Origin of the sequence: Micromonospora matsumotoense, assembly GCF_050951065.1 — a bacterium.
Classification (GTDB): Bacteria; Actinomycetota; Actinomycetes; order Mycobacteriales; family Micromonosporaceae; genus Micromonospora; species Micromonospora matsumotoensis.
Genome location: NZ_CP192025.1, coordinates 6025387 through 6037497, shown reverse-complemented (window position 1 = coordinate 6037497; position 12111 = coordinate 6025387). Strand labels below are relative to the sequence as shown.

General features: G+C 72.8%; 11 protein-coding genes. 9 read left to right on the top strand and 2 right to left on the bottom strand.

The genetic code is table 11. From position 1 onward, the window contains the following. Positions 1-3: 3 nt before the first annotated feature. Positions 4-1107, bottom strand: a complete 1104-nt coding sequence (locus ACQP1S_RS25615; protein ID WP_432900075.1) for a 3-deoxy-7-phosphoheptulonate synthase — start codon at positions 1105-1107, stop codon at positions 4-6. A gap of 313 nt (positions 1108-1420) precedes the next feature. On the opposite strand from ACQP1S_RS25615, the gene ACQP1S_RS25610 reads away from it, so the two are divergent. The 9 genes from ACQP1S_RS25610 to ACQP1S_RS25570 all read left to right on the top strand — a co-directional run bounded on the left by ACQP1S_RS25610 (position 1421) and on the right by ACQP1S_RS25570 (position 11327). After that, complete coding sequence (locus ACQP1S_RS25610) at positions 1421-2578, top strand: alkaline phosphatase PhoX (protein WP_091250447.1); 1158 nt, start codon at positions 1421-1423, stop codon at positions 2576-2578. 231 nt (positions 2579-2809) lie between these two features. Beyond that, positions 2810-3025, top strand: coding sequence for a hypothetical protein (locus ACQP1S_RS25605; protein ID WP_091250450.1), 216 nt, complete (start codon positions 2810-2812; stop codon positions 3023-3025). Positions 3026-3344: 319 nt separating this feature from the next. Beyond that, positions 3345-4637: a M16 family metallopeptidase gene (locus ACQP1S_RS25600; RefSeq protein ID WP_432900071.1), complete on the top strand. Its 1293-nt coding sequence runs from the start codon at positions 3345-3347 to the stop codon at positions 4635-4637. Next, complete coding sequence (locus ACQP1S_RS25595; RefSeq protein ID WP_432900068.1) at positions 4634-5980, top strand: M16 family metallopeptidase; 1347 nt, start codon at positions 4634-4636, stop codon at positions 5978-5980. The genes ACQP1S_RS25600 and ACQP1S_RS25595 overlap by 4 nt, the downstream gene beginning before the upstream one ends. A gap of 353 nt (positions 5981-6333) precedes the next feature. Then, positions 6334-7359 carry an aspartate-semialdehyde dehydrogenase gene (locus ACQP1S_RS25590; protein WP_091250754.1) on the top strand — a complete coding sequence of 342 codons (1026 nt, stop codon included), beginning with the start codon at positions 6334-6336 and terminating at the stop codon, positions 7357-7359. A gap of 64 nt (positions 7360-7423) precedes the next feature. Beyond that, complete coding sequence (locus tag ACQP1S_RS25585; RefSeq protein WP_432900063.1) at positions 7424-7840, top strand: CBS domain-containing protein; 417 nt, start codon at positions 7424-7426, stop codon at positions 7838-7840. 210 nt (positions 7841-8050) lie between these two features. Then, positions 8051-8422 (top strand): SCP2 sterol-binding domain-containing protein, encoded by a 372-nt coding sequence (locus ACQP1S_RS25580; protein ID WP_091250463.1) that lies wholly within the window; start codon positions 8051-8053, stop codon positions 8420-8422. Further along, positions 8422-10482: an amylo-alpha-1,6-glucosidase gene (locus ACQP1S_RS25575; RefSeq protein ID WP_432900060.1), complete on the top strand. Its 2061-nt coding sequence runs from the start codon at positions 8422-8424 to the stop codon at positions 10480-10482. The genes ACQP1S_RS25580 and ACQP1S_RS25575 overlap by 1 nt, the downstream gene beginning before the upstream one ends. A gap of 95 nt (positions 10483-10577) precedes the next feature. Continuing rightward, positions 10578-11327: a lysophospholipid acyltransferase family protein gene (locus ACQP1S_RS25570; RefSeq protein ID WP_363667420.1), complete on the top strand. Its 750-nt coding sequence runs from the start codon at positions 10578-10580 to the stop codon at positions 11325-11327. A gap of 49 nt (positions 11328-11376) precedes the next feature. Here ACQP1S_RS25570 and ACQP1S_RS25565 read toward each other — a convergent pair whose 3' ends face one another. After that, positions 11377-12105 carry a hypothetical protein gene (locus ACQP1S_RS25565; protein ID WP_432900057.1) on the bottom strand — a complete coding sequence of 243 codons (729 nt, stop codon included), beginning with the start codon at positions 12103-12105 and terminating at the stop codon, positions 11377-11379. Between the last annotated feature and the right edge of the window lie 6 nt (positions 12106-12111).

Genomic DNA, 12111 nt, shown 5'->3' with positions numbered 1-12111 from the left:
CCGTCAGGCCGGGGTGGGCAGGGTGGCCCGCCGGGCCCGGACGGCCGCCCCGAGGCGCTCCAGCACCTCCGCGGTGGTGTCCCAGCCGATGCAGGCGTCGGTGACCGACTGGCCGTAGGTCAGCTCCCGGGTCGGGTCCAGCTCCTGCCGGCCCGCCAGCAGGAAACTCTCCAGCATGATGCCGACGATGCCGCGCTGCCCGGCGGCGAGCTGGGCGGCCACGTCGGCGGCCACCTTCGGCTGGTTGCGGTGGTCCTTGCCGCTGTTGGCGTGGCTGGCGTCGACCACCAGCCGCTCCGGCAGCCCGGCCGCCCGGAGCAGGTCCAGGGCCCCGGCCACCGACTCGGCGTCGTAGTTCGGGCGGCCCCCGCCGCCGCGCAGCACCAGGTGCCCGTCGGCGTTGCCCCGGGTGTGCATGATCGCCGGGGTGCCGGAGACGTCGATGCCGGGGAAGACGTGCGGCACCTCGGCGGCCCGGATCGCGTCCACGGCGGTGGCGATGCTGCCGTCCGGGCGGTTCTTCATGCCGATCGGCATGGACAGGCCGGAGGCGAGCTGCCGGTGCACCTGGCTCTCCACCGTCCGGGCCCCGATCGCACCCCAGGCCACCGTGTCGGCGATGTATTGCGGGGTGATCGGGTCGAGGAACTCGCACCCCACCGGCAGCCCCAGCCGGACCACGTCACGCAGCAGCGCCCGCGCGGTGCGCAGGCCGGTGTTCACGTCGCCGGAGCCGTCCAGCGCCGGATCGTTGATCAGGCCCTTCCAGCCGACCGTGGAACGCGGCTTCTCGAAGTAGACCCGCATCACCACCAGCAGGTCGTCGGCGTGCCGGTCGGCGGCCTCGCGCAGCAGGTGCGCGTACTCCAGCGCCGCCGCCGGGTCGTGCACCGAGCACGGACCGACGACCACCAGCAGCCGGTCGTCGGCGCGGTCCAGCACCCGGCCGACCGCACGTCGGCCGGCCAGCACGGCCGAGGCGAGCGGCGGGTCCAGGGGCAGCTCGTGCAGGAGCAGGGCGGGGGTGGTCAGCGGCACGACGCGGTCGATCCGCTGGTCGATGACCGCGCCGTTGTCCGGGGTCGGCCCGTTGTCCGGGGTCGTCACGGTGGGAGTCCTTCCGCCGACCGTGCCCGGGGCCGGTGCCCGGGTCGAGCCGGCTGCTCGTAAACAGAAGGGCAGGAAGCTCAAGGCTCCTGCCCGGCCGGCTCGAAACGCGGTGACGTCAGCTCATGGTGAGGTCACCGGCTCCGCAGCCGGCTGCCTAAACCATCGATACGCACGCGTCACGCCGGCAAGCGTACCCGAGGCGGCGGGAAGGGCTCATCCGGTCGTCGGCCGGCCCTCGTCTGACGTTCACCTCCGGCACGGCAACCGTCGGTAACTTCGGCGGCACCGCTCGCATCCCCCGGAGGTTCCGATGGACCGTCGTACCGTCCTGCGCGCCACCGTCGCCGGTGGGGCCGCCGCCTTCGCCGGCAGCCTCTGGTCCGGTGCCGCGCTGGCCGCACCCGCCCAGCCCGGCACCGGCCCCTACGGGCCGCTCGGCACCGCCGACGGCAACGGCATCCAACTGCCCGCCGGTTTCACCAGCCGGGTGATCGCCCGCTCCCGGCAGGCGGTGCCCGGCACCTCGTACACCTGGCACAACGCTCCCGACGGCGGGGCCTGCTTCGCCGCCGGCACCGGGTGGATCTACGTCTCCAACTCGGAGATCACCCCCAGCGGTGGCGCGTCGGCGGTGCGGTTTGCCGCCGACGGCACGATCGTCTCGGCGTACCGCATCCTGTCCGGCACCCGCCAGAACTGCGCCGGTGGCGCGACCCCGTGGGGGACCTGGCTCTCCTGCGAGGAGACCAGCCGGGGCTTCGTCTACGAGACCTACCCGCAGGGCGGCACCGCCGCGGTGCAGCGGCCGGCGCTGGGCCGGTTCACGCACGAGGCGGCGGCGGCCGACCCGGACCGCCAGGTGATCTACCTGACCGAGGACGAGACCGACGGCTGCTTCTACCGGTTCCGCCCCACCGTCTGGGGCGACCTCTCCGCGGGCACCCTGGAGGTGCTGGTCGCCGGCACCGCCACCAGCGGCCCGGTGAGCTGGGCCCGGGTCCCCGACCCGGACGGCGCGCCGACGGCGACCCGCAACCAGGTCGCCGGGGCGAAGCGGTTCACCGGCGGCGAGGGCTGCTGGTACGCCGACGGCACCTGCTGGTTCACCACCAAGGGCGACAACCGGGTCTGGGCGTACGACGTGGTCGGCCAGCGCATCGACCTGGCGTACGACGACTCGCTGGTGACCGGCGGCACCGCCCCGCTGACCGGGGTGGACAACATCACCGGTAGCCGCTCCGGTGACCTCTACGTCGCCGAGGACGGCGGCAACCTGGAGATCAACCTGATCACCCCGACCGGGGTGGTGACGCCGTTCCTGCGGGTCACCGGGCAGTCCTCGTCGGAGATCACCGGTCCGGCGTTCTCCCCGGACGGCAGCCGGCTCTACTTCTCGTCCCAGCGCGGCACGGCCGGCGTCTCGGCCGGTGGCATCACCTACGAGGTGCGCGGCCCGTTCCGGTCCTGACCACGCCCACTCCCGTCTCGCCCCATGATCGTGCTCCCGCCGTCCCGTCCCGCTCCGTGATCATCGTGCTCGACCTGCGTCGATGATCGTGCTCGATCCAAGATGTAGTGGCCTCGGGTTGGTGAGCGGCCACTACATCCCGGATCGAGGGTGGCCTTGGACGGTGGGTCCCGGTCCGGGGCGGGGGATCTTGTGGCGTGGCGGGGGCGTCGACGGGGTATCGACAACCGCATGACCCACGAGCAGAGCGACCAGGAACGGGTGGAGTCCCGGGCCCACCTGCTGCCCGAGGAGGCAGCGGTGGGCAGCGACGACCCGCAGGCCCAGGCCGAGGCGATCCTCGCCGAATCGGATCGCCGTACGGCCGACCAGGGGGCCGCCCCCGACACGGTGCTGGAGCACCGGACCTCCGAGCAGACCGTCACCCCGATCGAACCCCCCGACTGAGAGCCCCCGACTGACCCACCCCCCGACTGACCCGCCCCGCGCGACTGACCCGCCCCGCGACTGGGCCCGCCCCCTTGATCGACTCAATGTGGCCGAAATGGCGGTGTCGATGCCCGGTTGATACCGCACTATCGGCACCATTGAGTCGATCAAGAGGCGGGCCCTCTCAACCCGGGGCGACGTGTGGGCGGTCCGGGCGACGTGTGGGCGGTCCGGGGGGCGGTCCCGGTGGGCCGGTCCCGGAGGGCTGGTTGCTGCCTGGCGTGGCCGGGTGATGACACGTCGCCACCGCGACCTGGAGATCGGATAGCGTCGGGTCATGCCCGACAGCGGTTACCCCTGGCCCATCGAGACGACCCGACTGGACAACGGCCTGCGCGTGGTGGTGAGCGAGGACCGCACCGCCCCGGCGGTCGCGGTCAACCTCTGGTACGACGTGGGCTCCCGCCACGAGCCGGCGGGCCAGACCGGCTTCGCCCACCTCTTCGAGCACCTGATGTTCGAGGGCTCGGTCAACGTCGCCAAGACCGAACACATGAAACTGATCCAGGGCTCCGGTGGCTCGCTCAACGCCACCACCAACCCGGACCGGACGAACTACTTCGAGACCGTCCCGGCCGAACACCTGGAACTGGCCCTCTGGCTGGAGGCCGACCGGATGGGCGGGCTGGTCCCCGCGCTGACCCAGCACACCCTGGACAACCAGCGGGACGTGGTCAAGAACGAGCGTCGACAGCGCTACGAGAACGTCCCGTACGGCGACGCCTGGCTGCGGCTGCTTCCGCTGCTCTATCCGCCGGGGCACCCCTACCACCACGCGACGATCGGGTCGATGGCCGACCTGAACGCCGCCGACCTGGCCACCTTCCAGGCGTTCCACCAGACCTACTACGCGCCGGACAACGCCGTACTCACCGTGGTCGGCGACGCCACCGCCGCCGAGGTGTTCGCGCTGGCGCAGCGGTACTTCGGGGCGATCCCGGCCCGTGGGGACATCCCCGCCGCGCCGGACGGCCACACCGTCGCCCGCACCGACCGGCCCGCCGTCGAGACGGTCACCGCCGACGTGCCCGCCGCCCGGGTCTACGTCGCGCACCGCACCCACCCGTTCGGCAGCCCCGGCTACGACGTGGCCACGGTGGCCGTCACCGTGCTCGGCAGCGGCCGGGGCAGCCGGCTCTACCAGCGGCTCGCCGACGGCGAACGGCTCGCCCAACCGGACCTGGTCGGCGCGTACGGGGTGGATCTGGCGCACGCCCCGGCGCCGATGATCGCCACCGCCACCGCCCGCCCCGGGGTGAGCGCCGAACGGCTCGCCGAAGGGGTCGCCGAGGTGGTCGACGAACTCGCCACCGTGCCGGTCACCGCCGCCGAGCTGGACCGGGCCAAGGCGCTGCTCAGCACCGCCTGGTGGCGGCAGATGGCCACGGTGGACGGTCGGGCCGACGCGCTCGGCCGGTACGCCACCCAGTTCGGCGACCCGGCGAAGACCGCCGACCGGCTGCCCGGCTGGCTGTCGGTGACCGCCACGCAGATCGCCGAGTTGGCCGCCGACGTGCTCACCCCCGCCGACCGGGTGACCCTGACCTACCTGCCGGAGGAGACCTCATGACGCTGATCACCACCCGTCCGGGTCCGGGCACCGCCCGCCCGTACCGGTTCCCGACGGTGGTCCGCCGGGACGTCGCCGGTGGCCGGGTGGTCGCCGCGCACCTGCCCGGGCAGAACCTCGCCGTCGCGCTGCTGCTGCTCGACGCGGGTGCCGGGCGGGAACCGGTGGGCAAGGAGGGGCTCGGCGCGGTGCTGGCCAAGGCGCTGGAGGAGGGCACCGCGCAGCGCGACGCCACCACCTTCGCGCTGGCCGTCGAGGGCCTCGGCACCGAACTGGCCACCGGGCTGGACTGGGACACCTTCCAGGTCAGCGTCCAGGTGCCGGTGGACCGGCTCGGCGCGGCCGTGGAGTTGCTCGCCGAGGCGGTGCGGACGCCCCGGCTCGACCCGGACGACGTGCGCCGGGTCCGCGACGACGAGGCGACCGCGCTGCGGATGGACTGGGCCAACCCCGGCCCGCGCGCCGACGCGGCGCTGCGTGCCGACCTGTTCGGTGCGCAGAACCGGTGGGGCCGCCCGCTGTACGGCGATCCCGACTCGGTCGCCGGGCTGGACGTGGAGGACGTCACCGTCTTCCACTCCGAGTGGTTCCTGCGCCCCGGCACCCTGGTCGTCGCCGGTGACCTGGACCGGATCGACCTGGACGCGCTGGGCGCGGCGGCCTTCGCCGGCACCGGCGGCGGTCCCGTCGAGCGGGGCGGCCCGATCGAGGTGCCGCTGCCCGCCGGCCGGCGGATCATCCTGGTGGACCGGCCCGGCTCGGTGCAGTCCACGCTGCGGCTGGGTCACCCGTCACCGCACCGCGCCCACCCCGACCACGTGCCGATGGCGCTCGCCGGCACGGTGCTGGGCGGGGCGTTCACCTCCCGGCTCAACCACCTGATCCGTGAGGTACGCGGCTACACGTACGGCATCCGGGGCGACTTCGCCTCGTCCCGCCGGTTCGGCCGGTTCGCGGTCAGCGCCGGGGTGCAGACGGCGGTGACCGCGCCGGCCCTGGTCGAGGCGGTCGGCGAGATCACCCGTACCCGGACCGGCGGGGTGACCGAGGACGAGTTGGCGGTCGCCCGGTCCTGGCGGGCCGGCCAGCTCTCGGTCGAGTTGCAGAGCCCCCGGGCGATCGCCTCGGCGTTGACCACCCTGGTCGTGCACGACCTGCCCGACGACTACCACGCCCGGTTGCGGGAGGCGCTGCTCGCCGCCGACGTGGCGCAGGTCTCCGCGGCTGCCGCCACCCACCTGCACCCGGAGGCGCTGACCCTGGTCATCGAGGGCGACGCGGCGCTGATCCGCGACGAGTTGGTCGCCTCCGGGCTCGGCGAGGTGACCGACCACGCCGGCTGACCGGCGTTCGGCGAGGTGACCGACCACGCCGGCTGACCGGCGTTCGGCGAGGTGACCGACCACGCCGGCTGACCGGTGCTCGGCGAGGTGACCGACAACGCCGGCTGACCGGCTGGTCGGGCCCGGGGCGGTGTGATTCCGGTCGCGCCGCCCCGGGACCGCCGGGCCGGGGGCGGTGCGGATGCTGCGGCCGGACGGCCTGGTCACGGCCGATCCTGCGGGGATTCGGGGCGTACCGTCGGGTGGTTTGCGGTCCGGGGGCCGACCGGGGCGGTGGCCCGGCGGGCGGGCGGCGACCCGGGCGGTGGGAAACGTTTCCCCCCGTGGGCCTGCGGCTGGGTAGCCTCGCGGGCATGAGGATCGGCATTGTGGGAGCCACCGGCCAGGTCGGTGGCGTCATGCGGCAGGTGCTGGCGGAACGCGAGTTCCCGGCGGAGCAGGTGCGGTTGTTCGCCTCGGCCCGGTCGGCCGGGCGCACCCTGCCCTGGCGGGACGGCGAGGTCACCGTGGAGGACGCGGCGACCGCCGACTACTCCGGGCTGGACATCGTGCTCTTCTCCGCCGGTAAGGGCACGGCGATGGAGCTGGCCCCCCGGGTCGCCGCGACCGGCGCAGTGGTGATCGACAACTCGTCGGGGTTCCGCACCGACCCGCAGGTGCCGCTGGTCGTCGCCGAGGTCAACCCGCACGCGATCGCCGACCGGCCGAAGGGCATCATCGCCAACCCGAACTGCACCACCATGGCCGCGATGCCGGTGCTGCGCCCGCTGCACGCCGAGGCCGGGCTGATCAGCCTGGTCGTCGCGACCTACCAGGCGGTCTCCGGGGCCGGGCTGGCCGGCGTGGCCGAGCTGGACGAGCAGGTCCGCAAGGTCGTCGAGGGGGCCACCGCGCTGACCCACGACGGGTCGGCCGTCGAGTTCCCCGCGCCGCGCTCGTTCGCCCGGCCGATCGCCTTCAACGTGCTCCCGCTGGCCGGCTCGATCGTCGACGACGGCTCCTTCGAGACCGACGAGGAGCAGAAGCTGCGCCACGAGAGCCGCAAGATCCTGGAGATCCCCGGCCTGCTGGTCTCCGGCACCTGCGTCCGGGTGCCCGTGTTCACCGGCCACTCGTTGCAGATCAACGCCCGGTTCGCCCGGCCGATCACCCCGCAGCGGGCCCGGGAGCTGCTCGACGGTGCGCCCGGGGTGGCCCTGTCGGACGTGCCGACGCCGTTGCAGGCAGCCGGTCAGGACCCGACCTACGTCGGCCGGCTGCGGGCAGACGAGACCGTGGAGCACGGCCTGGCGCTGTTCTGCGCCAACGACAACCTGCGCAAGGGCGCCGCGCTGAACGCGGTGCAGCTCGCCGAGCTGGTCGCGGCCGAACTGCGCTGACCGGAGCGTTACCTGCTCGGGGGCGGTGGGTAGACCGCCGTGCCGACACCGAGAGGGGAGCACCATGACAACGGTCGGAGAGTTCATGACGACCCGGTTGGTGACGATGGACGGCAACGACACCCTCGCCGCCGCGGCGCAGGAGATGCGGGACAGCGCCATCGGCGACGTGGTGGTGACCAACGGCGACGACGTGGTGGGGATCGTGACGGACCGGGACATCACGGTCCGGGGGGTGGCCGCGGATCTCGATCCGAACCGCGCCCGCCTCCACGAGATCTCCAGCCGGGACGTGATCACGGTCAGCCAGCACGACGACGCGGTCGCCGCCGCGGACCTGATGCGCACCTACGCCGTACGCCGGCTGCCGGTGATCGACGACGGTCGGCTGGTGGGCCTGGTGTCGATGGGTGACCTCGCGGTGGAGCGGGAACCCCAGTCGGTGCTCGCGGACATCAGCGCCGACGATCCCAACAACTGACCTCCGCCACGGACGACGACGCCGGCCCCCGGGAAGCCCCCGGGGGCCGGCGTCGTCCTGTCTGCGGGATGCCGGTGTCCGCTGCCTGCGGGGGCCCGGGTCGGCCGCCGGGCGGGGACCTCACCCGATCCGGGCGAGGTTGGCGGCGGGCCGGGCGGGCACCCGGTGCGGGTATCGGCAGGCGGATGGGACGACGGGGGAGAGGGCCCGATGGCGGACGCGACCACGAGGTTCTTCGAGAGCCTGGACCGGCGGGGTTACGAACCGCTGCTGAACAAGGCGGCCGGGACGCTGCGCTTCGATCTGCACGAGGGGCCGCAGACCACCCACTGGCTGCTCCGGGTGGACCGGGGAAACGTGGAGGTCAGCCAGGAGGACCGGGAGGCGGACACCGTCATCGGGACGACGCCGGCGTTGTTCGAGGAGCTGGCCGCAGGCCGGGAGAACGGCCTGGCGGCGCTGCTGCGCGGCGACATGACGGTGACCGGTGACGCCCGGCTGGTGGTCCAGATCGAGCGGATCTTCCCCGGCTCCCCGGACGCCCAGGGGCCGCGCCGGCTCCACCAGCGGGAGGTGCGGTGATGGGACAGAGCAACACGATCCGGATCCTGGACGGCAACACGTTCGTCGTCTCGGAGGAGACCGGTGACATCGAGGCGACGCCGAGCGAGCCGACCGGCCTGTTCTCCCTCGACATGCGCTTCCTGTCCCGGTGGGTGCTGACCATCAACGGGGAGCGGCTCAACGCGCTGTCCTACGACGACCTCCAGTACTACGAGGCGCGGTTCTTCCTGGTGCCCGGGATGGCCACCCACTACGTCGACGCCAAGCTGTCGATCATCCGGGAACGCGCCGTCGGCGGCAGCTTCCGCGAACAGTTGACCATCCTGAACCACGACGAGAAGGCGGTCGACCTGGAGGTCCGGATGGACGCCGGGGCCGACTTCGCCGACCTCTTCCAGGTCAAGGACGAGATCCTCAACAAGAAGGGCGAGTTGTACGCCGAGGCCGAATCCGACCGGCTGCGGCTGGGCTACCGGCGGGGCAACTTCCGGCGGGAGACGGTCATCTCGTCGTCCCGGCCGGCCCGCTACGACCGCAACGGCTTCGCGTACTCGGTGCACCTGGAGCCCAACGAGCAGTGGGACGCGGAGATCGACGTGCAGACCTTCGCGGTCGGCCCCGGGGGCCGGGACCTGCGGCTGGGGGTGACGGTGCACGGCCACGAGCGGCTCGCCCTCCAGCACGACCTGGAGGAGTGGATGGCCAAGGCACCCAAGGTCAACAGCGAGCACGACAAGTTGGCCGCCATCTACCGGCGCAGCCTGATCGACCTGGCGGCGCTGCGGTTCGCCCCGTTGTCGCTGGGCGGCCAGACCCTGCCCGCCGCCGGCCTGCCCTGGTTCATGACCATGTTCGGTCGGGACAGCATCCTGACCTGTCTGCAGGTGCTGCCGTTCGCCCCGGAGCTGTCCAAGACCACGCTGCGCATCCTGGCGTCCCTACAGGGCAGCCGGTTCGACGACTTCCGCGACGAGGACCCGGGCCGCATCCTGCACGAGATGCGCTACGGCGAGACGGCCGCGTTCGAGGAGCAGCCGCACTCGCCCTACTACGGCTCGGTGGACGCCACCCCGCTGTTCGTGGTGCTGCTCGACGAGTACGAGCGGTGGAGCGGGGACGTCGCGCTGGTCAAGGAGTTGGAACGGGAGTGCCGGGCCGCGCTGAAGTGGATCGACGACTACGCCGACCTGGCCGGCAACGGCTACATCTGGTACGAGCGGCGCAACACCGAGACCGGCCTGGAGAACCAGTGCTGGAAGGACTCCTGGGACTCCATCTCGTACGCCGACGGCAGCCTGCCGCCGTTCCCCCGGGCCACCTGTGAGGTGCAGGGCTACGCGTACGACGCGAAGGTGCGGGCGGCCCGGATGGCCCGGGAGTTCTGGGACGACCCGGCGTTCGCCGACCGGCTGGAGCGGGAGGCCGCGGCACTGAAGGAACGCTTCAACCGGGACTGGTGGGTGGCCGACGGGGAGTACTACGCGCTGGCCCTCGACCCGGACGGCCGGCAGTGCGACGTGCTCAGCTCCAACATCGGGCACCTGCTGTGGAGCGGGATCGTCGACCACGACCGGGCCGAGAAGATCGCCCGGCACATGGTCGGACCCCGTCTGTTCACCGGCTGGGGCGTGCGGACCCTCGCCGAGGGGGAGGTGCGGTACAACCCGATCGGCTACCACAACGGCACGATCTGGCCGTTCGACAACTCCTTCATCGCCTGGGGACTGCGCCGGTACGGCTTCGCCGACGAGGCCGCCACCATCGCCAGCGGCATCCTGGACGCGGCCACCTACTTCGACGGGCGGCTGCCCGAGGCGTTCGGCGGCTATCCCCGGGAGCAGACCAAGTTCCCGGTCGAGTACCCGACGGCGTGCAGCCCGCAGGCCTGGTCGACGGGGGCCCCGCTGCTGCTGTTGCGCACCATGCTCGGGTTGGAGCCGCACGAGGGGCACCTGGCGGTGGAGCCGGTGCTGCCGGTCGGGATGGGCCGGATCGAGGTGTTGGACATCCCGGGTCGCTGGGGGCGGGTGGACGCCTTCGCCCGGGGCCGCCTCGATCTGGACAAGCTGGCCGACTGACCGGCGGTTCCCGCTGATCGCGGGCGTCGGCCGCGCGCCTCGGCGGGTCGGCTCCGTCCTGCGGTCGTCCCACCCACGCGGGGTAAGGTCACCGGATGCCGGAACTCGTGTACCCGCCCGTGATCACCGCTGCCAAGACGTTGTTCCGGGTCCTCGACCTGCGCCTGACCGTCGACGGGAACCACCACGTCCCCCGGACCGGTGGGGTGGTGCTGGCCAGCAACCACGTCAGCTACCTCGACTTCATCTTCTGCGGGTACGGGGCGCACGAGTCCCGGCGACTGGTGCGGTTCATGGCCAAGCACGAGGTCTTCGCGCACAAGGTCTCCGGCCCGCTGATGCGTGGCATGAAGCACATCCCGGTGAACCGGTCGGCGGGGGTCGGTTCGTACAACACGGCGGTGGACGCGCTGCGCCGTGGCGAGGCGGTCGGTCTGTTCCCGGAGGGGACGATCAGCCGCTCGTTCACCGTGAAGGAGCTGAAGAGCGGGGCGGCCCGGATGGCGCAGGCGGCGGAGGTGCCGCTGGTGCCGGTGGCGCTGTGGGGCACCCAGCGGCTCTGGACCAAGGGCCGGCCGAAGACCCTGACCCGGCGGCACACCCCGATCACGATCCTGCTCGGTGAGCCGATGGACCCGGGCGCGTACCCGGACGCCAACACGATGACGGCCGAGCTGAAGATCCGGCTGACCGCGCTGGTCGACCGGGCCCAGCAGGAGTACCCGGACAAGCCGGCCGGCCCGGACGACACCTGGTGGCAGCCGGTCCACCTGGGCGGTACCGCGCCCAACCTCCAGGAGGCCGCCGAGCTGGACCGCCGTCCCCGCCGCTCGGCCACCTCCTGATCGGCTGCTCCCCGCGCGGAGCCGGTCGCGGCGCGGCCGAGGTGCCGGCTCAGCTGCCGACGGCGTCCTTGCCAGCCCGCTCCGGAACGCGGTAGTAGTCCTCGCGGGACAGGAACTCCACCGGCAGTGAACCCGGCAGCGTCACCCGCCCCTCACCGGTCATCGGCGCGGCGGTGGCCCGTCGGATCAGCACGTCCCGCTCCGGCGGGGCCAACTCCACCAGCTCGGGTCGGGTCACCCGGAAACAGGCCACCGTCCGGCGGATCAGCCGGGCCAGTTCGGTCACCGTGCCCACCGCGCCGCCCAGCGCCAGGGCCGGCTGTTGGATCGTCCGCAGCGCGTCGCAGACCACCAGCAGCTCCGCCTCCGTAGCGGTGCCCTGCGCGGTGGACGGGCCGGTCGGCCGAAGCTCCAGTCGGGACGGCCACTGCCAGCGGATCTGCCCGCTGACCAGCCGTGGCAGCCGAACGTTGCGCCGGTGCCGGACACCCGTCGAGTCGATCTTTCCGGCGACCAGGGCCAGGTCACCGGCGAGGCAGACGTACGCGAGCCGTCGGTCGGTGACGGTGACCGTGGCGGGTGCCGGCAGCACCCAGTGCCGACGGGCTCCGGTCGGGCTGATCAGGCAGCCGGCCACCGACGTCGGATACCGGCCGAGCATCCGCTCACCGGGTTCCGGGACCAGTTCGTAGCGGCGATCGAGCACCGGGGCGAGATCGTCCTCCGGCGCGTCGAACCGATGTGGTGCGATGAAGAACGGGGACTTGTCCTCGCGCATCGTCAC